Source organism: Candidatus Pelagibacter bacterium nBUS_49 (genome assembly GCF_051200925.1).
Lineage (GTDB): Bacteria > Pseudomonadota > Alphaproteobacteria > Pelagibacterales > Pelagibacteraceae > Pelagibacter.
The window spans coordinates 124,952-147,022 of sequence record NZ_CP172837.1 but is presented as its reverse complement, the minus strand read 5'-3'; the positions used below and the strand labels follow the sequence as shown (position 1 = coordinate 147,022).

Here is a 22,071-nt window from a genome sequence, read left to right as displayed (position 1 = left end):
TTAAAAATCAAAATAATTATTTGTATCTTTAATTTAATTATTTATTTGTTAAACAAATCAGATGTTAAATTATTTTCAATAATCTTAATTTCCTTTTTAGTAAGAAACTCATTGTACTTTCCAATATTAAGTTTTGACTCTTCTGGTTTAAAATTGGAGTATGTATTTTTTGGTATAGATAAAAAATCGCATAAAATATTTATCATTTTGTCATTATTATAAATAAAATCTTCAAAACGAATCAAAAAAAGATTTTCATTTTTTATATTATTTAATCTTTTTGACATTTCTTTGTACCAAGAAATAAAATCCATAACTGAATTTGTTTTTTTTTTTGTTTTATCTCTAAATATTGATCACGTGGATCGCGAGTAACAAGTATAATTTTACAATTTAAAAAATACTTAGTGGATTTTATTGGATTCCAACCAGAACCAGCTTGATTCAGAAGAACAGGTCGATTATTGGCATTTCGCAGAAATATTTTATCATGAAATTTTTGAGCTGCGTAAACTAATTTATCTTCTGATACAAGAATATGTGTTAGTGGAACATAATTTTTAATACCAAAAAAGTTTTTTATTTGAGAAATAATATAATTAATTGGAGATTGCATTAATCTGTGCCAATTTAAATTCATTTGAATATTTACTTCACAAATTTCACTCACAAATTCATCTATAGCAGATTGAAACGTTGGTATAAATTTTTCATAACTACGGCCATAAGTCCAAATTGAATTTGAGCGTAAAAGTTTTTTAATATTTTTTTCAAAATTATGTAAAACATAATCTGCTGTGCCCGGATGAAAGGAACTACTTGCAACAGCTTCTAAAGCCATTAGACCATTGGGCATGTGTGGTAGCTGATATTCTATACTCTTTAATGGGTTATAAAATTCTCCACGACCATTTAAATAATCAAAAACAGCTCCCGAACCTGAATAAGTTGTTCCAAGTACTATTATATATTTTGGTGTGTTAACTTGTTTCATAACAAATAATTACTTAAAAATTTTGCAATTAAATTGTTTGCTAAAGGTGAATGAAAAGATCCATTATACAAATCGTCTACATTTTTATTGGAATTAAAAATTTTTGACTCATCTATAAACTTAATTTTAGGAAACATTTTTTTTGCTTTATTTATAGTACTTCTCCATGCAAATTCCTCATATGATTTATTTATAATTTTTTCTAAATCATTTTTATTATGTTGAAGTAAAAAAAAACCTTCAAATCCATACTTTATAGATAATTGCTCATAAATTTCTAATAAACCAAAAAAAAGAAAATCATGACTATCCCAAAAACTAAGTTTATAATTAGTCTTATCATCAAATTTTTTTGAAAATTTAGTTCCGACTCTTGAGCGAATTTTTGAATCTAAGTTATTAAGATAATGTTTTAGCCGATTTTTATGCCAATATATGTAGTGATAATCATATTTTTGGAAAAATTCTTTATACTTTTTAAGATCTAACAAATCTTCTTTTACATTAATTGGATTTTCGATCAATTCTAATTTATTTTCGTTACTATTAAATTTGAAATGTGGTTTTACAGCAAAAAAGTTACCATTATTGAGATAATGTCCATAAATTGAGCAACAATTTGCAAGTGTACTTGTTGATACTGCTATAACAACTTTTTTACTAGGATCATTCTGATAATTTCTTTTCAATAAAAGTAAAGATTGATCTAAACCATAATTATCTACACCATAATTTGAAATACGTGTCTCACCTATTTTTCCTAGGTGCCATGCAAATGTGTCATTATCATTTACATTTCTACACATACAATAACTATCTCCATAAAAACTGATTTCAGTTGTCTTAGAAGGAAAACTGCATATTCGAGAGCTTTTTTCATCAGTGTTATAAACAACACTTCCATACTTTTTTTTAAAATTTATGGAAAAATCAGATCTATCTACTCTTGTAAGATTGGGCCTATTACACCAACCTAAATCTTTATCCCAAGTCTCAAAATAACTTAGATCTTTTTTTTCAAATATAGGAAATTCTTGGGTATTTTTTGGTAAAAAAAAAAATTTAAATTTTTTTTTCAATTCAAAAATAAAGGATTTGTCTTTTTTAATAAATGCTTCTTTAGAAAAATAATTTTTTTTTATTGCACTCTTTTTTGGTGTTTTCCAATCTCCATATAACGCAACAAGAAAATTTTCTATAGGGCTTGGTGCAGGAAAATCATATCCTCTTAACTTAACTTTCTCAGATTTTTCAAAAAATTTAGCAGGGATTTTCGTTGAAATTCTATTACGTGTTCTATCTTCCTCATTTAAATATCTGCCTAAAATTTCGTATTCTGTTCCCCATCCTTGTGCAACAATTTTAAAATTTTCGATAGAAAAATTATAAGAAGAAATTAAAAAACCTTTAGATACCAAAATATTTAAAAGCTCATTTTTTTTATGAAACGCCTCTTCTGTTAGTATAGTTACCTCAATATCCCAATCCCATGGAATAAAATCTCCATTTCGAAAAGCACCTAATAATGTTCCTCCACTCAAAAACCATTTTTTTAAAAGTAAGTTTAAAATATCACTTAATACTATAAGACCTTTCATTTGCTCTGAAAGTTCAAAGGAGGTTCTAATTCGAGTTTTTTCTTTTTTATTTCGACTCATAAAATTTTTTTAAAATGTTTAATCTTAAATAGAAATTTAACATTTAATTTATTGATAAAAAAAAATTAAATAATTTTTATTAAAACTCAATTAATAATTTTATTGGTACAATCTATAAGTTTAATTTTCAAGTGTACTTTTTTTTTTATAACAAAAACAATATAAATTAAATTTTTTACTACCAAATAAAGTTCTTAATTGTGGCACTTTATACATTGCATATGCCACACTTAAAGTTGACAAACTTTTAAAAAAATATCCTAACTTTTTAAATAATCCAGATTTAATATTTAATTTTTTTTTAGTTCTCACAATTCCATCATCGGTAATTTTCCATCTGGGTGGTGGACTTGATTTTTTATAAAATGCTCCATAATACTTAAATTCCACATTATGAAATTGCTTATTAAGAGTTGGTAAAATTGCATCTTTTAATTTTTTTAAATTAACATCTCCAAAAGTACCAATATTAAATATCATACTACCGCCATCTGCTAATTTTATTGACATATCTTTTATAACTTTAAAAGTTTCCTCATGCTCAAAAAAAAGATTTGTTCCAAAAGTTTGTACACAAACTAATAGATTTGGTTTCTTAGAAATATTTAAAAGATAATTTTGCAAAGTATCATTTATAACAATTGCATCAGGATTTTTAGTTTTACCTTCAAGTAATTTTATATGATTAATGTCAACTGCAATATATTTTTTTGTTTTAAAAAAACGTTTATTCAACATGCTTCCACCAGCTAGGTCAACGCCAGTGTCACTTTTTATATCTGATAAATTTTTTTTTAAAAATAACCAAAGTAAAGTTTTGTCATATGAAGATGAAATTCGAAATTGCTTTCCAAACATTTTTTTACTCTATATCATTATTAATTAAATCTAATACTATTGATGATCGTAACTCAATTTTAAATATTTGATTAGAATTAAGAACTTTATTTCTAGACCACCAAATGATTTGTGCAAGAAAATTTTTACACCATAAATGTTTTTTTGTTGGATTAAAAAAAGTTTTAATAAGATTATTTTTATATTTTGCTGAAATTAGATCAGATGAATAAAGAATAAAAAATATTAAATCATAAGCATATGGTCCTTTTCCCATAAGTTTTGGTTCAAAATCAATTAGATAAAATTGATCATTATTAGTATTGGAGGAAATTACATTATTTGGCAAAATTTGACCATGACAGTATTGGGAAGGCCATAAACCTTGTTTGTTGTCAAAAGGATCATTGCAAAGTTGGCTTAATTTATGAAATTTAGATTCTTTGGATAATTTTTTTTTTAATTTTATAAATGTATTATGCAAAGTAGTATAAACACCTTCATCTTGTTTACAATTTTCATCAACCAGTAGATCTTCTGCCAAATAATTTAAAAATTTTTCAATAACTCGTTGTTCACAATTTGTTAAGACAGAGCCAGAAATTTTACGTTCTGTCACTAAAAGTGTTTTTCCAAAAAATTGTTCAGAGACATAATCTGTATTGCAAATTTTTTTTGATCGAAATTGTTTAACAATTTCCTCTCTAGTTTTATTATATAAATTTTTATCAAATGGAAAAAAAAAAGAATGAATTACTAATTCATTGAGATCGTCAAGAAGTAAAACTTTTCTTTTTCTTTTTAAAATATTTATATTTTCATTTTTCATTTTTTTAGTTGAAGGATTTATTCTTTTATTAATAAAAAAACGAATAAATTTAAAAATTAATGGAACATTTGAAAAACTTTTACTTAAGAATAAATTTTTAGGTAAATAACTTGAAATTACTAAATAAGTAATAAATCTATTTAAAATATTTTTAAATCTTTCTAACATTTTACTAATTTGAAAATTTCTGTGTGGCGTTTTATGGCTGTTTTTAATCTCTGGTTGGCAGAAGATTTTCTAAACTTACCTGTTGCCTCAAATTTTACATACAAATGAAAAAAAATCATTAAAATGTATGAATTTACAAATTCCTGAGGTTTCATAAATTTATAAATTACTTTTGCTAAATTTACTATATCTTTTTCAATAATTTCGTCCTCATTTCCAATTTCTATCTTATTAAGAGCATCATAAATAATTGGTAAAATCGGTTTGTGTTTTTTTTTTCTACTCCCATAAAGTTCAAATTTAAACAACATGTAAAACAGATCATGAAAAAAAGGTGCATTTCTAAATTCTACTGGTGAAAGATCGCTAAAAATCATTTTATTATTTTTTATCAAAGGCCATGGCTCAATCACAGAAGGGATTAAGATTAATTTCTCATTTTTTTTCAACATAAAGTTAATTCTTTCCGTAAGAAATTTACCTAATTTTATAATATTTTTGTTTGTTTTAAAAAGCTGAAGTGGTATTTCGGAGAATTTTGATAATGAAACTAAAGTGCCGAATTTTTTTTTAAATTCTAATTGATTAAAACAATATTGTTCAATTACATTAAATAGTTCAGGCCTTGGTAAGGAGAGCAAATTTTCATTTGAAATAATTTTTTCTTGCCAATAACTTATTGCATCTTGCTTATTATATTTTGGTGTTTGATGAAACTCACTAAGTTGATCTCTCTTTGAGAAATAAGATTTATATATTGGTCTATCAAAAATAATTAATTGCTTATCAATTTTTTCAAATATAATTTTTGATGATTTAACTTGACAAGAGTATTTGTCATTATCTGTAGTTGGTTTTTTTAGGATAAGTCTTAAAAAAATTTGTAAAATTTTATTACATTTACTATTAAAAATTTTATATTTGTATCTATATAATAAACATAATAAACACATATTTATATTATCTATAAAGTTTATCAAAAATCTGGCTATTTTTTTCATCTAATTAGAATTTTTTAGAAAACATTGAGCTACTTTCTCAATACTTTCTTGCTGACTTCCTAAATTGATCACTTGATTCAATTAATTTTTCAAATCCTCCTTGATCTTTTATTTTGCCTCTATCAAGTAAAAAAATATTATCACAATCTTTCACGGTACTTAAGCGATGTGCAATCATTATAATTGTCATTTCTTTCTCTAAATTATTTACAGCATCCATAACTACTTGTTCTGTTATATTGTCTAATGCACTAGTAGCTTCGTCCAATATTAGTATTTTTGGATTATGATACAATGCTCTGGCTATTCCTATACGTTGACGCTGACCACCAGATAATCTTACACCTCTTTCGCCAACATTGGTCTCGTATTTAAGTGGCAACTCTTTAATAACAAAATCATGTAAATTTGCTATTTTAGATGCTTTTTCAACTTTTTTCTGATCAATATTCTGATGGTTAATTCCATATGCAATATTTCCTGAAATAGTATCATCGGATAAATAAATTTGCTGAGGAACGTAACCTATAGAATTTTGCCATGATCTTATATTTTTTTTGTTAATAATTATCTCATCAATTTCCAAGGTACCATCATCTGCTTCTAGCAATCCTAGTATTATATCCACCAATGTGGTTTTGCCACTACCAGTTTCACCTACTAATCCTACTTTTGTAAAAGCAGGTATATTTATTGAAACATTATTTAAAGCAGCTTTTGATGTGTTTGGATAGTGATAAGTTATTCCTTTAAGTTTAATATTTTTATTTAGATGTAAAATTTTTTTACTTTGATCACTTTTTTCTATTTTTGAATGCAAATTCTGAATATCATCTTTCAATGAGTTAACTGCAGGTTCAATAAATCTTAACTGAACACTTGCTCTGTAGACTTGTTGTAATGCTGGCATTAAACGGTATCCTGCAAATGCAAAAAAAGTAATCTTTGGAATTAATTCTAAAAAAAGAACATTTTGTTTCATTAGATAAAGAACTAAAAGCAATAAACTCCCAAAAATAACTGCCTCTAGTGCAAATCTAGGCAACTGACCAATAGCTTGTGAGGTGCCCTCGGCTCTTGCAAATATTTTAGATGGTGTTGAAAATCTACTAATATAGTTATTCTCAAGTCCTAAAATTTTTAATTCTTTTATCGCTCCAAATGCTTCACTTACTATTTTAAAACGTTCAGAATTTGCTTGTAGTCTTTTTTTTCCTATTCGCTTCAAAAAACTATGAGTTAAAATATAAATAAAACCATAAGCCCCAGCAATTGTAAAACCAACCATAAAAGTTATTTTAGGATCGACAAGAATCAATAATCCTATTAAAAAAAGTATTACAATTATTTGCGACATGAAAGTCATAATAGGTTTTATTCCCTGTGCAATTACAATAGGAACTTCAGAAAGAATAGATTTTTTTAAGTCTGCACTATTTTTGTTTAAGAACCATTTATATGGTTGCTTTAAATAACCTTCAATTAATCTTTTACCAATACTATGTCCTAGCATTAAAGCAAAACGTAATTGTATGTAAACTGTTATAGATTTAATCACAAGAGAAAAAATTAAAAAACCAAAAACTAAAAAACCTACTGCAAAAATAAATTCCTCACTTGATTTAATTCCAAAAATACTTGAACTTTGAAAAGCAGAATTATAAAAATCATTTGTATCTATTATTTCTGGATTAGTAAGCAAAGTCATAAAAGGTAATACCGATGCTACACCTACCAAATCTAAAAGAGTTGCAATTATTATCATCAAAAAAAGCAAAGCTGCCTTTTTTTTTCTTTAGAAGATAATATTGGTAAAATTTTATTTAAGTATCTCATAATTTTACTTTATGTGAGCTTTAATATCATATTCCAAGTTAAAAATATTATTAAAAAACATGAAGTGCATGATATTTTAATAATCATTATAGGTAGTAAATTAAAAAATTGCTTGAATATAAATGGCAAATATTCTTTTGTTAATTAAAGAATTTTATTTAGATTTAAAAAATTTTTATAATCGTCATAATCATCAAATTCATACCAGAAATCAGAAGTTGGAATGCCATACACTTTTATTTTATTTTTTATTAATTTATTAAGAAACATTGTTAAGTGCATTTTTCTTTTATTTTCAAATTTTGAATATACATTAAAAACACTTTTAAATTCTAATTTTGGAATATACAACATTCCCATATATTGATATTTAGGTATATCCTTAATAATCTTTTGACCAATCGATTGTAATAAATTTGTTTGATAGTTTATTTTGAGATTTTCAGCATCTTTATATATTGATTTGTCTTTATATCTCCATATTTTTTGCCAATTTTTGAGAATTGTAATTTTAATATTAGAACTATATTTTTTTCTCATCAATTTATTTAGAGTTGATTGAGTAAACAATATATCACTATAAAGACAAATAAAATTATCGTTTATTTGTTTCATGGCCAATATCATAGAGTAAAGCATTTCTTTTTTTTGAAAATATTTATTGTAGATAAAATTTATATTCTTAAAATTTTTTCTTAAATTCGATTTGATTAAATCTGGTTTATAACCAGTGACAATATAAATATCTTCTTCACGAACTTTTTTTGTTTTAATAATTTTTTTAATTGAGTTTTGAATTAATGACTCTCCATTAATATCAATAAGACATTTATTTTTTTTTATTTTTTCATAAATTCTTGAACTTTTTCCAGCTGCTAGTATTACAATTTTCATTAAATCTTAAAATATTTAAATACTAATTGATTTATCTTTAATTGAGAAATGTTTTTTCTTTCTGGGTGAAACATAAGGCCCAATATTTTTTGTTTTCTTGCATAAGCCATTTCTATAGAATCATCATTTGAATTTGCAATACTTATGAAATTTTTTGCAAGACTTTCAATTTTATAATTATGAAATGAGTTAACAGTCAAAATTTCATTTTCATTAAATGATAATTCTTTTTTTTTAAAAATAATTTTATGATTTTTTTTTACATGATTTTTTGTTTTTTGTAATTTGCCACCAAAATAACTATTAACAAATTGAAAACCTCTACAAACTGCAATAATTGGAATTGAATTTTTTAATGAAAATTTTAATAACTCTACTTCAAATTTATCTCTGATTAAATTTTCTTTTTTTTTTCTAGCAAATGTAAATTATTACCGCCAGAAAAAATTATACCATCAATTTTAATATTATTTAAAAATTTTGTATTATTTGTAATTGTTGTAAATATATTTGCTCGATTTTTGAAAAAATCTTTCCATGATAGATCTAGGAAATGACCAAGTTGACCATATTTATCTGATATAATTTTTGGGCTTATTAATATATTTTTCATTAATTGATAATATTAATAGTTTTTTGTTTAGCATTAATATTGACTGAATTTGCATTCTTTAAGTTAGAATAAACTAAGTCTCCTACACCTATTGCAGCAGGAATACCTTCATCTATACAACGAATGGACATATGTGAATTTGCGCCTCCATATTTTGTTATCAATCCAAGTATGTTGAATGAAAAAATAAAATCATAACCTGGATCAGCACTATCAATTAAAATTATTTTATTCTCTAAATCTTGTTTTCTTAATTTTTTTAAATTTGAAATATCTATAATTTTGCCTGTTATATCTTTTGATTGTACAAAATTTGGCTTGATGGTACTTTTTTCAAATTCGTAAAAATCATTTTTATTTTTTATAAGATCTGGAATTTCTAACTTTTTAGTTATTTCGTGTTGAAATTTATTATTTTTAATATTTTTCTTCATAATATTTTTTAACTTTATAACCTCAAGATTATTATAATAATTAAGAATATCCTTAATAGAGATATATTCTAAATCATTTCTATTAATATTAATTTTTGAACCAAGTTTAATTAATTCTTTAAAAACTAAATCAATTGACCTTGAAAAAATTAACTTACCATATTCTCGATAATATATTGCTTTTTTTGCAAATTGAAAAAAATTGCTTGCATTAGTTTTAATATTATTTTTTTTAAAAATTTTATCAATATTATCCTTTTTTTTTTATTTATGATAAATTTTTTAACTTTTTTTAATTTCAAATTTTTTGTATTAAAATAATTTTCAAACCCTTCTTGATAATTTTGAGAGGTAATTGAGTAAGTCATAGGTCTTAGATGACCATAATTTTTGAAAAAATTTTTTTTAGCTTTAGAATTTAGAAGAGAATTATTTATTTCTTTTTGTAAATTATTTATTGATTCAAAAAATAGATTATAATCATTTTGGGTTAAAACTTTTTGATCAACTAAAGTTCTTAAAATTTTTGTTCCAACAAAAGCACATCTAGCTATTCCTGCAAATGGCAATGTGCCATAATTCTTACAATCATTAATCAAAAAAAAAATATTTTCAATGCTGCTTCTTTTTGATGATATAATTTCATTTTGCTTAAATTTTAGAGTGTGAATCTTGTCAATATCATTCTTTAATAATTTAAAATTTAGATAATTATTTGTTATTTTTTTTAGTGATTTTACATATGTCTTTGTATCTTTTATATTGAGATAATTTCTAATCTTGGATTTACTATCAAAATCAAAAAATGTTTCTATCAATTCAAATTCGACCTTATCATGTAACTCCGGTTTCCTTTTCACTGTATTCAAAAAATATTTGATTAATTTTTTCTTTAGGTCATCGCTAAGGTCATCAGGCAAAAAAGAATTAAAATCAACTCTTAAATCTATATAAGGAGATCCTAGAAAATTAACCATTAAAGGATTTGGTTTAACATTTTGATATAGATAATTTTTTCTTTGTTCAGACCAAATGTTATCGGTAATCAATTCTGAATATAGACTTAAGCTTAATAATGTAGGTTTAACACCTATCATTTCAGCCGGATTCCAGTCTGTCATATTAGAAAAAATTGTAAAATTACCCGGTATTCTTGATGGAGAATTTTGCAAATTTGAAAATTTGTTTTCGATGTTTTTCAATGCACTATAAAAAAGTTCATCTTTAATTTTGGTTCTTATTCTTTTTAATGGCCTACATTGTAATATAAATATTTTGCTATTTTTAACACAAAATTCAATGTCTAAGCGATCATCATTAACTAGGATTTCAATATTTTTGATTACTGAAAGTAATTGTTTATACTTCGATCTATAGATGTAATTTTTAGATATTATAATATTTTTTATTTTTGAACCTTTTGCTCCTGAAGTAATTGTATCTGTTTTTCCAGACGTATCTAGATTAATTGAATAATAAGGTGCATTTGAATTTATTTCCCTTGTAAAAATAACTCCAGCATAGTCAGGTTTATTAATATATTTTTGAAAAATTATTTCATCATTAATATTAAGCTTTTTTAATACCTTTTCTGAATATTCTTTTATATTTGGAATATTTAATTTTTTCAGTTTATAAGAATCATATTTTCCTGCATTGGATTGACCTAAATTATCCTCATTTTTTGAGGATGATCTAATAATGACTTTCTGATTAGAAAATTTCTTTATTACTCTTTTAATTACTATTTCTTGATTTGAAAGATAATATTTCTTCGTAAATCTTATTAACTCAGGAACTATAAAATTATATTTAGTTTGATTTTTTTTTAAAAAAATTAAAGTTTGTGCTTTTCCTAAAATTTTCATTTATCAATTTATTTTTGAAACTTAATTTTGAAACAAGAAAATAAAAATATGTTTAATAAAAAGTACATCAAAAAGTTTATATTTTTTTAATTAAGATTGTTCTATTTGATAACATCTTACATTCAAATTTATCTTCAATAAAGAGTATTTTTTTTATTCTATCAATTCTATTAATAATTTTTTTTCTTTTTAATGGAGGTATTTTTTGATTCTCAGTACTAATATTTTCCTTTAAAAAAATTTTCTTTATTAATTTAAACATCGTTTGTTTGATATTATTAATCTTTAAATAGAGCTTGAAAGCTAACAAATTTGAAGATTCTGATAAACGATCATTAGCAAATTTCTCCCAAATTTTAACAATTTTCTCTGCTGCCAATTCTTTTTCATCGATTAAGATTTTATCAGATATAAAATTTGGTACAGTAAAATTCTTCTCTTTTTGATTGTTCTTGATTTTACTATTAAACAATTTATTAGCTTTTTTTAGTAATTCTTGTGGTGATTTTATAATATTTCCTAATTCATTAGGCAAATTATCCGAATAATTTTGTTTAAAAGGTATATACGTTAAAAGAGGTTTGTTTGAAATTGTTGTTTCAATTGCAGTTGTGCAACCATTATGCATAACAGCGAAAGCGTTATTCACCCAAGCAGAAATTGAATCTTCTCTGATTACATGAACATTCGGTATATCTTCTAAATATAATTTCCAAGCTTCAATACTTTCAGAGGGATGAGGTCTCAAAACTATATCATATCCATTATTATATTTTGATAGATATTTAATTGCCCTTATAAAGCTAGCTGTAGTAAGATAATGCTCAGATGTTCTTCCAAAATGCTCTTTAATTAAATTAGAGTCTCGAATATAGTAACCTGCATTTTTACTTTGTTGAACTAATTTATAGAATGATTTTTCATTATTAGCCCATCCCATATTTGATGAAATTAATAAATAGGGTTTTTTGGGAACTTTGACTAAAGATTTCCAAAAATCTGAAAAAAGTGGTTTCCACATATCAACTCTTGGGGAACCTGTTTTAAAAAATTTTTTTTTATATTTTGGATATTTTCTTCTTAAAACTTCATAATCATCAATTCCCCAGGCAAAAATTATAGAAGCTAATTCAATCATTTTTTCTGAATATCTTGTCTTTGAAAACTGTTCATAACCTTTAATATCTATGCCAGCCTCTTCATCGATACTAGAAATAACAAAACCTTTATCAAATAATTTTTTATGTCTATTTAATTTTTTTTTTGTTGGTGTTAAAGATTTTGTATGAAATATACCTGGTTTTAAAAATCCTGTTTTTAAACCTTTTTCAATACCGCTAATATCTGAAATGATTACATCATGACCTTTTGATGCAGCTAATAATGCTAAAAGTAATTTGCTATCAAATTCTCTTACTAAAATTTCAAAATGGATATAAATGTTCATATAAACTTAATTTTATTATAATTAATATATGTTTAGAGCATGTTAATATAAAAATCATCGATAATAGTTATAAGATTTTTACTAATCATCAGTTCCATCCCTTGAAACAGTAAACCTAAGTTTCCATTTGTTATTAATTTTTTTCCATAAATGAGGAGATCTAAACTTATTACAAGTTTTATTAAATGTTTCTTCTTTAATTTCTAAGAATTTCATTACTTCTGAAAAATAAATATCTGGGAATTCACCATCGTATTTTTTAACTAAATTTATTCCTTCCTCTCTTGTTAAATGCTTATTTCTTATTTCCTGGCTTGCATCATAAGTTGCTCTTCCTATTCCAAACTTAACAAATGTAGTATAATAATGAAGATCATCAATTTTATCATCTATACTATTGTATTTGCTAAAGGTACCTTGTGTCCTAAAAGGTCTGGGTTTAAAACCAGTATTTTTAACTGCATAATAAAATGCTTCTTGTGGTGTCCATTTTAAATAATAGCCCAAATAATGTACTTCGGTTTTTGTTTTAGTAATTTCACTATTATTAATTGGTAAAAATATTTTGAGATCTTTATAATGTAGTCTATTTTTTTTAATTAATTCAGATATTTTAATTCCAGCCAAATATATTTTATTGTAATTTTTTACAGCAAAATAACTTTTTTTTCTTAGAGAAGAATTATTTTCAGCTATTGGATTTCCATATTCCGCTTCATTTTCACCATAAAATATTAATTTAATATTAAATTTAGATGCAATTTTTGGAGCAATATTTTTTTGTCCTAGAATAAACGTTTGAAATGGATGTAATAAGTTAAGAATTGACAATTTTGTAAGTTCTTTCATTACTCTACCATTTGGCCTTACAACTAAAGAATCAAAACCACCAATATTTATCCAATTGTAATAATTATTTAAACCATATTCTGTATAAAGAATTGGTGGCCATGTAACCACTAGGGGATTCATTTTATATTTATATTTTAAGATATGTGCTTGATATGCACTATCCTTGCCTCCACTTCCCGGAACTAAACAATCATAATCTCCATTATTTTTTCTATGTTTGTCCAGTAATTGAATTAATTTTTTTTCTCTTTCTTGCCAATTTATTTGGTTTTTTATTTCATTTTGTTTACAAGCTTCACAAATACCATCCTCATCATTTATATGGAGATATTTTGCTTTTTTTCTATCCGGGGTATGAAAAAACTCAGATACTGAACTAGGTCGTTGATTTGACATAACACATTTTTTACAAAAAACAACTTTTCTAGGCAAATTATATTTGACTTTCATTCTATATTCTCATCAAAAAATTCTTAATAATTTTTAAACCCTCATAACCACTTTTTTCAGGATGAAACTGAACTCCATAAAGTGATTTATATTGTATAGATGATACAATTTTTTTTTCAGCAAAATGTGTATATGAAGTAACGTACTTCGTATTATCTGACTCAACATAAAAAGAATGAATAAAATAAACTGAAATTTTATCATTAACTTTTTCAAATAAAGAATTAAATTTATTTTTTTTTATTTTAATATTGCGCCACCCTAGATTAGGTACTATTTTTTTTTTATTAAGTTTTTTTAATGATTTTACTTTTCCATTTAACAAGTTTAGACCTTTGGTAGTTTTAAATTCATTACTTAAAGTAAATAACATTTGAAAACCTAAACAAATTGCTAATATAGGTTTTTTTTTCTTAAAAAAATTAGTTATAATTATATCCATTTTATCTTTTTTCAGTTTTTTCATACCAGATGGGAAAGACCCAACACCAGGCAAAATCAAAGCTGCAGCATTCATAATTTTTTCTTCATCATTAGTTACAATAGCTTTATAACCAAAATTATTTATAGCACCAATAATACTTTTTAGATTATTAATACCCATATCAATGACTGCAATATAAATCATAAACGTACTTCAATACCTTTTTTTTTTAAAAACTTTTTAATAGATTTAATATTAATTTTTCTATAGCTTTTTGTTTCCTTAAAAGAATTTAAAAATTGAATATTTCCCTCATTTTTTGCTACATGTTTAAATTTTTTTTCTAGCACTAGTGAATAGTGTATAATTGAAGATATTGCTACACCTGAAATTTTTTCAAGTTTTAATACTTCATAAATTTGATTTTCGTTTCCTGCACCTCCATTAATTATAAAAGGAACATTTATTTTATCATAAATTAATTCTAAAGCTTCATGATCAAAACCATCTCCAATGCCCTCACATCTAATTGATGTTAAAATAATTTCACCAACCCCAAGTTCTTGTGCTTCGTCAAACCATTCAGTCAACTTTTTATTAGATAATTCTCTTCCATAATTACTCAAACATACAAATTCATTTTTATTATTTTTCAAAGTTTCAATTGATAAGCATATATTAGCTGATCCAAACTCCCTGCTTGCTTCTCTTAAAAAGGTTGGTTTTCTAATTGCAGCCGAATTAATAAAAACTTTATCAGCTCCTGATTTTAAAACTTTTTCAATGTCATTCAAATTTTTTATTCCTCCGCCAACTGAGATAGGTATAAATACATCAGATGAAGTTTTTTCAATTAAATTTAAAAAACTTTTTCTATCATATAAACTTGCTACACAATCATGATAGATAATTTCATCTGCTAAATTTTCAAAATATATTTTTGCAAATATACTGGGATCACCCAAAACTCTTAATCCTTCTAAGTTTATACCTTTAACTAAATTAGGGCCCTTAACATCTAATTTTGGAATAATTCTTTTCATAAAAATTTTTAAAATAAATAAATTTCATTAATTCTGTTTAAATACTTTTATATGTTTCTTAGTTCCAAGATCAAACCAGTTCTCATAAAAAGGAAAGGCAATTACTTTTTTATTTTTTTTGATTAATTCAAGAATTAATTCATTCATATTTAAGTGTTTATTTAACGTTAAATATTTTATTAATTTAGTTTTAATTACATATATTCCTGCATTTATCGTTATATTTTTAATTGGTTTCTCGGTAATGCTTTTAACATTGATACCACTAGTATATATCTCTCCAAATTGACTTTCGGTATAATGTCTTTTAATTGCCATCGTAAAATCAGCATTATTTTCAATATGAAAATTTAAAAGACTTCTATAATTTATTTCACTTAAAACATCACAATTGGTTACTAAAAAGTTTTTTTCTTTAATTCGATTTTTTAATAAAGATAATGATCCTGCTGTTCCCAATGGTTTTTTTTCTGTCAAATATTCAATTTTTACATTTAGCGATTTATCTTTTTTATAATAATTCTTTATTAAATTACTTTTATAAAATGTTGAAAGTATAAATCTATTAAATCCAAATCTTTTCATATTACTCATAAGTATTGATACCATTGGATTGTTGTTTATTGGAACTAATGCTTTGGGTATTTTTATTGTAATTGGTTTTAATCTTTTTCCGAAACCTCCGCACATAATTACAGTTGGTATACTTAAATCTTCTGATAAAATTTTTTTTTTTGAAAATATTCCAATTACTTTTTTATTTTTAATAATTGGTGCATGATCAACATTAGCATTTGTTAATTTTTTTATAATTTTACTTCGAACAAAATTTTCATTTACTATAATTGGTTTCTTATTGTATATATAATCAATTTTTGAATAGAGATTCTTTTTTTTATTAAAGCTCTTCTTATATCTCCATCATTCAAAACACCTTTAAAAATATTTTTTTTATCTAATACAATACAAATTTTAAAACCGGTGAAAGAAAGATTTTGTAATGCATCATTTATTGTTTGACCCAAATAAATAAATGTTTTTGAAATTTCAAAGTTTTTTGTTTTCTTATAAATCATAAAATTTTTTTTTAAGATTAAATTTAAAAGATATTATTTTTCTTGCGATATTTTGTGGAGTATTTTTTCTATAAAAAATATTAGTTTTCTTCTTAGGTTTATTGATGATTTTTAAATATGCATTATATATCGATTTAACCTTATAATCTGAATTGATTATATTTTTTGAAAATATTCTACCTTTTTGTCTATCACCAATATTTATAGTTCTTGTTCCAAAAGAAGGTGTTTCTAATACTCCACTAGAGGAGTTTCCTATTACCAAATGAGCTATATTCATAAAAGAAGTATAATATTTATTTCCTAATGAATTAAAAAAATAAACATTTTTTCTTTTTTTAACAAAACTTAAAATTTGCTTTTTTATTATTTTGTTTTCATTATCAAAATTAGGTGAGGTAAATATTATAATTTTATCATGTTGTGTTTTTAAAAATTTAATTAAATTAGAAATTTGGAATTGTGCTTTATCTTTTTCAAGTGTAACAGGATGAAACGTTGCTAATATAATTTTTTTATCTAATTTAATATTAAAATTTTGTTCCAGTTCTATTTTACTAAATAACTTTATATTTTTAATTGAGTAGGCTCCTAGACTTCCATAATTAAAAATTGTTTTTGGATCTTCACCCAACTGGATCAATCTTTTTTTATATATCTGATGTATCGGAAAATGCAGATGAGATAATTTGCTGATTGAATGTCTAATTGAATCATCATAAGATCCAATCGTAATTTCACCACCATGCAAATGAGTTATTGGAATTCTTAAAATAGTTGCAGCTATTGCACATCCTAATAACTCATATCGATCACCTAAAATAACTAAGTTGCTAGGGCTTAATTTTTCAATTACATCAGAAGTAACTTTAATTGATTGTTGGATATATTTTAAAATGTTTTTATCTTTAAAATTATTGCTTAAAATTTTTTTTTTTATAATATTTTTGATTTTATCTTTTTTAATTTCTAAAATAGTTTCACCAAATTCTTTTGAAAGATGTGAGCCTGTGACTAATAAATATGTTTCTGGATTAATTCTCTGGACTTCCAATATAAGATTTCTTAAAAGTCCGTAATCTGCTCTTGAGCTTGTTATAAATATTATTTTTTTAGATTTCATTTAATTAATTGATTAATTCTAAAATTTTTTTTACTTTTTTTACCTAAAAATTTATTTATCTTTAGTGGTGAAATGCCATTACCAGGTCTTTTTGTTGTAATATTTTGTTCACTAAAAATATCTCCAATTTTAATATTACATCTAGCAACTAAAGATTTTCTAACTGACATCTTTGTTTTTTGCTCTGTCGTTGTAATTATTTTTTTATCAATACCTAGCATTGTTTCAGTGTCTCTTACAAATTTTACCATTTTTAACAACTCTTCTGGTTCAAGGCTGGCTTTATGATCAGGACCTTTAAGTTTTTTTGACAATGTAAAATGTTTTTCAATTACTTTGCAGCCTAAAGCCACAGATATTGATGGAGTAATTAAACTTGTTGAATGGTCAGAATAACCTACTTCATATCCAAACATCTTTAGTTTTTTAATAAAATTGAGATTAAGGTTTTTTAAATTTGCAGGATAATCAGATGTACAATGAAGAATTATAATATCTTTTTTTTTTTATTTATTATTTTTAGCGCTTGATTAATTTCTTTTAAAGTTGCCATTCCTGTTGAAAGCAAAACTTTCTTTTTAATTTTTGAAATTTTTTTAAGCATTGGATAATTTGTTATTTCACTTGAGGGTAGTTTTATATAATCAAGATTGTATTTAATTAACATATCTAAACTTTGCTCATCAAAAGCTGTGCTTAAAAACTTAATTTTTTTTTTCTTTGCATGATTTATTAAATCTTTATGATTTTTATTTGTTAATTGATATTTTTTTAACATTGAATATTGTGACACTTTACTTTTAAGATTTTTTTTTTGATATAATGCAGTTTTTGTATTTTTTAGAATTAAATTCTCAACATCAAATGTTTGAAATTTTACATAGTCGGCTCCAGATTTTGAAGCAACATCTATTAATTTTTTTGCTAAATTAATATCACCATTATGGTTAACACCTGCTTCGGCTATGATGATTGTTTTACTTGCACTTGAAGTCAAATTTAATACCTGGCTATTTTATAATATTTACAAGTTTATAATTTATCTTACTTTTATCAGCTTTTTTACAAAATTTTTTATATATTTGGATATTTTGTCAACATCTGAAATTGACATTTTATCATCTGAAGGTACACAAAGTGAACTAAAATAGAATTTTGGTGCATTAATAATTTTATAAGATTTAAAATCTTTTAGATATTTTTGTAAATTTAATGGCCGCCATACTCTTCTGGTTTCAATTTTATGTTTAGATAATTTTGAACTTAAAACATTTGTCAATTGAAAATTTAATTTTTTAAAATAAATTATATTCATCCAGTAATTACAAACTGATCCACTGGGATATGACAAAACATAGATATCATCCATATTTTTAAAATTATTTAAATAACGATTAGTAATCATCTTTCTTAATTGAATTTTTTTTTTTATTCTTTTGAGTTGAGATAGCCCTAGAGCAGCACTCATGCTATTCATTTTATAATTAAAACCAATTTCATTATGTATATAATTAAAGGTGTCGTCTTTTGCTTGATTAGCTAAGTATTGAGCTTTTTCATAAAACTTTTTATTATTTGTTATAATTGCACCCCCTGAACCTGTTGTTATTATTTTATTTGCATTAAATGAAAGACATCCCAGATCTCCAACATTTCCACAATGATAATTTTTATTTTTTTTTATAAATGAACCTAGTGCTTCAGCAGCATCTTCCAAAATCTTTATATTTCTTTTTTTACAAAATTTTTTTAATTTAAAAACATCACAACTTCTTCCCCACATATGAGTTACAATAATAACTCTAATTATTTTTTTTGTTTTTTTATTGATTGTTTTATTATTTTCAAATTTTGTTTTTTTTTTAATGAAACTAATAACATCATCTATTTTGAGATTATGAAAATCATCAACATCAAAAAAAATAGGTTTGGCTCCTAGATATAAAATTGGATTTACTGTTGCAATAAATGTGAGCGAAGGCACTAGAACTTCTGATTTATTGTCTACTCCCAAAATTTTTAATCCCAAATGTATAGCTGATGTGCCAGAGTTTAAAGCAATTGAATATTTACTTCCACAAAACTTCGCAAGTTTATGCTCAAAAATTTTTACCATTTGAGATGAGGTAGATATCCATCCATTATTTAAAACTTTACTTACTTGCTTAATATCTTCTTTATTAATATGTGGGATTGATAACTTCATGTTATTTTGAATAATAATCTCTATACCATAGCACTGTTTCTCTTAACGATTTTTCAAAACTATGTTTAAATTTAATATATTTAAGACTTTTTTTCATATTAGGCCTTCTTTTTTCTGGAGAATTATCCTTTTGCAAATTTGAGACAATCAACTTTGCACTCGAATTAAGTATTCTCTTTATTAATTTAGCCAACTCTATTATTGAAATATCTTTCTCGGGGGAACCAATATTAAATATGTTTTTAGATGTATTTTTTTTATGAGAAATGTTGAAAATTAATTCAATAGCATAATTAATATCACAAAATGTTCTTTTATGATTTGAATTATTAATTACTAACTCTCTATTATTATAATTTAAAATTTTTTTAGTTAATTGTGGAATTACATGAGCAAACCCCATTTGTGGACCAAAAATATTATGAGGACGAAAAATAATATAATTTAATTTAGAATATTTCATTAAATGTTCACCAACAATTTTTGATAAAGAGTAAGAAGATCTTGGATTAAAATCTTTTGATACCAAAAAATCTACTTCTTCTGGGGTTGGAAATTTAACCATTTTATTTTTCAAACTATATGCGTAAACTTCGCTGGTTGATGTAAAACAAATTTTTTTCAAATTTTTCTGTTTTTTGCAAAAATTTATCAAATTTATTGACGTTAAAATATTTTCTCTAAGAGTGTTAAGTGGGTCATCTATGACTTTTCTTACGCCTAGTATTGCAGCAAAATGATAAATATAATCAAAATTATATATTTTAAGATATTTGTTGATATCTTTTAAATCTTTTTGAATTAATTTAATTTTTTTATTTTTTAAAATTTTTAAATAAATTTTATTTGTAGATTTCTTTGATAAATCATCTATTATATATATTTGATTTTTATTATCTTTAACAAGTCGCTCAACAAGTTTAATACCTAAAAAACCAGCACCGCCTGTAATCAAATATTTCATATTTGTTTTGAACCTATAAAATAGCTATTCAAATTTCGATTATTGTTTATCTTAATTCTCTCTTTTTTATTAATCACATGATTAAGGTCCAAGATGAGAGATTTTTTTTTGTATTTAATATTTAATCTTTTGAAAAATTGATGTTTAATTAGGTATACATAAACATCAAAATTTTCTAATCCTTTTTTCATAAAAGAATTACTTCTAGAATATTCCCAAAAATCTACAATTGGGTCATAAAATTCTAATTTGCATCCCATTTTCTTGAAAAAATCGTACACTCCCTCTGCCGGAGTGAACCTTGTATCATTTGTATCTTCTCTATAGCTAACACCAATTAATATAACTTTTTTACCTAAAATATTTTTATTAAACTTTTGTTTTATTTCCTTTAATATATCACTAGTCATTAGCTGATTTACTTCGACTGCTTTAGTGCTAAGTGGAAAATTAAATTTTTTTTTAAATATTTGTTTAGATGAGGCTTGTCCAAACAAAGGATCTTTAGTCAAACAATAGCCACCAACACCTATTCCTGAGCGCATTATATTACTGTGAGTTTTTCGCATCCTTATACAATCTAGTATTTTTTCTAAATCTAAATTATTTGCAAAACAAAATTTTCTCCATTCCTCTATAAAAGCGATATTTGTTGCTCTATAGCTATTTTCAATTATTTTGCATGTTTCTGACTCACTGGTTGTATTAAATTCTATGATTTTATTTGAAGTTAAACTAAAAATATCTTTAAAGATTTTTTTAGTAATTTTTAAAGATTGTTTGTTTTTCCCACCAATAATCCTTTCAACATTTTTCATTGATTTATAATAATCTTTACCAGGTGTGATTCTCTCAAAAGAGTGGCAAAGATAAAAATTTTTGATACCTCTTTTCTTTAAATTTTTTTGAATTAAAGGTTGCAAAATATTACTAGTTGTGCCAGGTGGTAAGGTAGATTGAATAATAACGAGACAATTTTCTTTTAAATGTAAAGAAATTTCATTAATATTTTTTATATACTCCTCAAGTTTTACCGAATTATTAGTAAAATCAAAATCACAGTTAGAACAAACAATTATTACGTCAGCATCAGAGTATTCATTTTTATTAATAGAAGCATTTATTCTATTGTCTTTATTTAATTTTTTAAAAAATTTAAAAAAATTTCGATCGTCAACAATTTTAGCAGCTTCATTTGTTTTAATTCTATTAACAATTTTTAAACCCTTGTTAGAGTTTTTTTCAACTCCAACAACATTGAACAAGTATTTATTATTTTTTTTTGCTCCAGCACAAAAGGTCATCATGGCCAAACCAACATATCCTAGGCCTTGGATTACAATTTTCTTCATTT

General features: G+C 24.1%; 22 protein-coding genes and 1 pseudogene. All 23 read right to left on the bottom strand.

Annotated elements, in window-relative coordinates:
* Nucleotides 1–41: 41 nt before the first annotated feature.
* Nucleotides 42–287, bottom strand: coding sequence for a hypothetical protein (locus tag ACIJYF_RS00770; RefSeq protein ID WP_435116889.1), 246 nt, complete (start codon nt 285–287; stop codon nt 42–44).
* On the bottom strand, nt 272–994 hold the full coding sequence (locus ACIJYF_RS00765; protein ID WP_435116887.1) for a hypothetical protein: 723 nt from the start codon (nt 992–994) through the stop codon (nt 272–274). Before ACIJYF_RS00765 ends, ACIJYF_RS00770 begins: the two co-directional genes overlap by 16 nt.
* Nucleotides 991–2,652, bottom strand: coding sequence for a LicD family protein (locus ACIJYF_RS00760; RefSeq protein WP_435116885.1), 1,662 nt, complete (start codon nt 2,650–2,652; stop codon nt 991–993). Before ACIJYF_RS00760 ends, ACIJYF_RS00765 begins: the two co-directional genes overlap by 4 nt.
* 120 nt (nt 2,653–2,772) lie before the next feature.
* Nucleotides 2,773–3,510, bottom strand: a complete 738-nt coding sequence (locus ACIJYF_RS00755) for a hypothetical protein (RefSeq protein ID WP_435116883.1) — start codon at nt 3,508–3,510, stop codon at nt 2,773–2,775.
* A 4-nt stretch (nt 3,511–3,514) separates the two neighbouring features.
* On the bottom strand, nt 3,515–4,486 hold the full coding sequence (locus ACIJYF_RS00750) for a hypothetical protein (protein ID WP_435116881.1): 972 nt from the start codon (nt 4,484–4,486) through the stop codon (nt 3,515–3,517).
* A complete protein-coding gene (locus tag ACIJYF_RS00745) occupies nt 4,480–5,487 on the bottom strand; it encodes a hypothetical protein (protein ID WP_435116879.1) in 1,008 nt (335 codons plus the stop codon). Before ACIJYF_RS00745 ends, ACIJYF_RS00750 begins: the two co-directional genes overlap by 7 nt.
* Before the next feature lie 37 nt (nt 5,488–5,524).
* Nucleotides 5,525–7,252 carry an ABC transporter ATP-binding protein gene (locus tag ACIJYF_RS00740; protein WP_435116877.1) on the bottom strand — a complete coding sequence of 576 codons (1,728 nt, stop codon included), beginning with the start codon at nt 7,250–7,252 and terminating at the stop codon, nt 5,525–5,527.
* A 215-nt stretch (nt 7,253–7,467) separates the two neighbouring features.
* Nucleotides 7,468–8,217, bottom strand: coding sequence for an NTP transferase domain-containing protein (locus ACIJYF_RS00735; RefSeq protein ID WP_435116875.1), 750 nt, complete (start codon nt 8,215–8,217; stop codon nt 7,468–7,470).
* Nucleotides 8,217–8,612 (bottom strand): gamma-glutamyl-gamma-aminobutyrate hydrolase family protein, encoded by a 396-nt coding sequence (locus tag ACIJYF_RS00730; RefSeq protein ID WP_435117940.1) that lies wholly within the window; start codon nt 8,610–8,612, stop codon nt 8,217–8,219. The genes ACIJYF_RS00735 and ACIJYF_RS00730 overlap by 1 nt, the downstream gene beginning before the upstream one ends.
* Nucleotides 8,612–8,830: a hypothetical protein gene (locus ACIJYF_RS00725; RefSeq protein ID WP_435116873.1), complete on the bottom strand. Its 219-nt coding sequence runs from the start codon at nt 8,828–8,830 to the stop codon at nt 8,612–8,614. Before ACIJYF_RS00725 ends, ACIJYF_RS00730 begins: the two co-directional genes overlap by 1 nt.
* Nucleotides 8,830–9,264 carry a PEP-utilizing enzyme gene (locus ACIJYF_RS00720; protein WP_435116871.1) on the bottom strand — a complete coding sequence of 145 codons (435 nt, stop codon included), beginning with the start codon at nt 9,262–9,264 and terminating at the stop codon, nt 8,830–8,832. The genes ACIJYF_RS00725 and ACIJYF_RS00720 overlap by 1 nt, the downstream gene beginning before the upstream one ends.
* Nucleotides 9,265–9,413: 149 nt before the next feature.
* Nucleotides 9,414–11,132 (bottom strand): hypothetical protein, encoded by a 1,719-nt coding sequence (locus ACIJYF_RS00715; protein WP_435116869.1) that lies wholly within the window; start codon nt 11,130–11,132, stop codon nt 9,414–9,416.
* A 76-nt stretch (nt 11,133–11,208) separates the two neighbouring features.
* Nucleotides 11,209–12,579, bottom strand: coding sequence for a surface carbohydrate biosynthesis protein (locus ACIJYF_RS00710; RefSeq protein ID WP_435116867.1), 1,371 nt, complete (start codon nt 12,577–12,579; stop codon nt 11,209–11,211).
* 81 nt (nt 12,580–12,660) lie between these two features.
* Nucleotides 12,661–13,881 (bottom strand): N-acetyl sugar amidotransferase, encoded by a 1,221-nt coding sequence (locus tag ACIJYF_RS00705; RefSeq protein ID WP_435116865.1) that lies wholly within the window; start codon nt 13,879–13,881, stop codon nt 12,661–12,663.
* A 1-nt stretch (nt 13,882) separates the two neighbouring features.
* Nucleotides 13,883–14,509: an imidazole glycerol phosphate synthase subunit HisH gene (gene hisH, locus ACIJYF_RS00700; protein ID WP_435116863.1), complete on the bottom strand. Its 627-nt coding sequence runs from the start codon at nt 14,507–14,509 to the stop codon at nt 13,883–13,885.
* Complete coding sequence (locus ACIJYF_RS00695; protein ID WP_435116861.1) at nt 14,506–15,348, bottom strand: imidazole glycerol phosphate synthase cyclase subunit; 843 nt, start codon at nt 15,346–15,348, stop codon at nt 14,506–14,508. The genes hisH and ACIJYF_RS00695 overlap by 4 nt, the downstream gene beginning before the upstream one ends.
* 27 nt (nt 15,349–15,375) lie before the next feature.
* Nucleotides 15,376–16,038, bottom strand: a complete 663-nt coding sequence (locus ACIJYF_RS00690) for a sugar phosphate nucleotidyltransferase (protein ID WP_435116859.1) — start codon at nt 16,036–16,038, stop codon at nt 15,376–15,378.
* Between the two features lie 149 nt (nt 16,039–16,187).
* A complete protein-coding gene (locus tag ACIJYF_RS00685; protein ID WP_435116857.1) occupies nt 16,188–16,424 on the bottom strand; it encodes a hypothetical protein in 237 nt (78 codons plus the stop codon).
* Entirely contained in the window at nt 16,414–17,547 is a 1,134-nt protein-coding gene (neuC, locus tag ACIJYF_RS00680; RefSeq protein ID WP_435116855.1) for a UDP-N-acetylglucosamine 2-epimerase, read from the bottom strand. The genes ACIJYF_RS00685 and neuC overlap by 11 nt, the downstream gene beginning before the upstream one ends.
* Nucleotides 17,544–18,544: pseudogene (gene neuB / locus ACIJYF_RS00675) on the bottom strand (N-acetylneuraminate synthase). Before neuB ends, neuC begins: the two are co-directional and overlap by 4 nt.
* 42 nt (nt 18,545–18,586) lie before the next feature.
* Nucleotides 18,587–19,753: an aminotransferase class I/II-fold pyridoxal phosphate-dependent enzyme gene (locus ACIJYF_RS00670; protein ID WP_435116853.1), complete on the bottom strand. Its 1,167-nt coding sequence runs from the start codon at nt 19,751–19,753 to the stop codon at nt 18,587–18,589.
* A 1-nt stretch (nt 19,754) separates the two neighbouring features.
* A complete protein-coding gene (locus ACIJYF_RS00665) occupies nt 19,755–20,717 on the bottom strand; it encodes an NAD-dependent epimerase/dehydratase family protein (protein WP_435116851.1) in 963 nt (320 codons plus the stop codon).
* Nucleotides 20,714–22,069 carry a nucleotide sugar dehydrogenase gene (locus tag ACIJYF_RS00660; RefSeq protein WP_435116849.1) on the bottom strand — a complete coding sequence of 452 codons (1,356 nt, stop codon included), beginning with the start codon at nt 22,067–22,069 and terminating at the stop codon, nt 20,714–20,716. Before ACIJYF_RS00660 ends, ACIJYF_RS00665 begins: the two co-directional genes overlap by 4 nt.
* Nucleotides 22,070–22,071: the final 2 nt, after the last annotated feature.

Excerpts from the sequence above, each read along its gene's own strand:
- ACIJYF_RS00770 (WP_435116889.1), bottom strand. The coding sequence starts at position 287 with ATGTCAAAAAGATTAAATAATATAAAAAATGAAAATCTTTTTTTGATT.
- ACIJYF_RS00765 (WP_435116887.1), bottom strand. The coding sequence starts at position 994 with ATGAAACAAGTTAACACACCAAAATATATAATAGTACTTGGAACAACT.
- ACIJYF_RS00760 (WP_435116885.1), bottom strand. The coding sequence starts at position 2,652 with ATGAGTCGAAATAAAAAAGAAAAAACTCGAATTAGAACCTCCTTTGAA.
- ACIJYF_RS00755 (WP_435116883.1), bottom strand. The coding sequence starts at position 3,510 with ATGTTTGGAAAGCAATTTCGAATTTCATCTTCATATGACAAAACTTTA.
- ACIJYF_RS00750 (WP_435116881.1), bottom strand. The coding sequence starts at position 4,486 with ATGTTAGAAAGATTTAAAAATATTTTAAATAGATTTATTACTTATTTA.
- ACIJYF_RS00745 (WP_435116879.1), bottom strand. The coding sequence starts at position 5,487 with ATGAAAAAAATAGCCAGATTTTTGATAAACTTTATAGATAATATAAAT.
- ACIJYF_RS00740 (WP_435116877.1), bottom strand. The coding sequence starts at position 7,252 with ATGATAATAATTGCAACTCTTTTAGATTTGGTAGGTGTAGCATCGGTA.
- ACIJYF_RS00735 (WP_435116875.1), bottom strand. The coding sequence starts at position 8,217 with ATGAAAATTGTAATACTAGCAGCTGGAAAAAGTTCAAGAATTTATGAA.
- ACIJYF_RS00725 (WP_435116873.1), bottom strand. The coding sequence starts at position 8,830 with ATGAAAAATATATTAATAAGCCCAAAAATTATATCAGATAAATATGGT.
- ACIJYF_RS00720 (WP_435116871.1), bottom strand. The coding sequence starts at position 9,264 with ATGAAGAAAAATATTAAAAATAATAAATTTCAACACGAAATAACTAAA.
- ACIJYF_RS00715 (WP_435116869.1), bottom strand. The coding sequence starts at position 11,132 with ATGAAAATTTTAGGAAAAGCACAAACTTTAATTTTTTTAAAAAAAAAT.
- ACIJYF_RS00710 (WP_435116867.1), bottom strand. The coding sequence starts at position 12,579 with ATGAACATTTATATCCATTTTGAAATTTTAGTAAGAGAATTTGATAGC.
- ACIJYF_RS00705 (WP_435116865.1), bottom strand. The coding sequence starts at position 13,881 with ATGAAAGTCAAATATAATTTGCCTAGAAAAGTTGTTTTTTGTAAAAAA.
- hisH (WP_435116863.1), bottom strand. The coding sequence starts at position 14,509 with ATGATTTATATTGCAGTCATTGATATGGGTATTAATAATCTAAAAAGT.
- ACIJYF_RS00695 (WP_435116861.1), bottom strand. The coding sequence starts at position 15,348 with ATGAAAAGAATTATTCCAAAATTAGATGTTAAGGGCCCTAATTTAGTT.
- ACIJYF_RS00690 (WP_435116859.1), bottom strand. The coding sequence starts at position 16,038 with ATGTGCGGAGGTTTCGGAAAAAGATTAAAACCAATTACAATAAAAATA.
- ACIJYF_RS00685 (WP_435116857.1), bottom strand. The coding sequence starts at position 16,424 with ATGATTTATAAGAAAACAAAAAACTTTGAAATTTCAAAAACATTTATT.
- neuC (WP_435116855.1), bottom strand. The coding sequence starts at position 17,547 with ATGAAATCTAAAAAAATAATATTTATAACAAGCTCAAGAGCAGATTAC.
- ACIJYF_RS00670 (WP_435116853.1), bottom strand. The coding sequence starts at position 19,753 with ATGAAGTTATCAATCCCACATATTAATAAAGAAGATATTAAGCAAGTA.
- ACIJYF_RS00665 (WP_435116851.1), bottom strand. The coding sequence starts at position 20,717 with ATGAAATATTTGATTACAGGCGGTGCTGGTTTTTTAGGTATTAAACTT.
- ACIJYF_RS00660 (WP_435116849.1), bottom strand. The coding sequence starts at position 22,069 with ATGAAGAAAATTGTAATCCAAGGCCTAGGATATGTTGGTTTGGCCATG.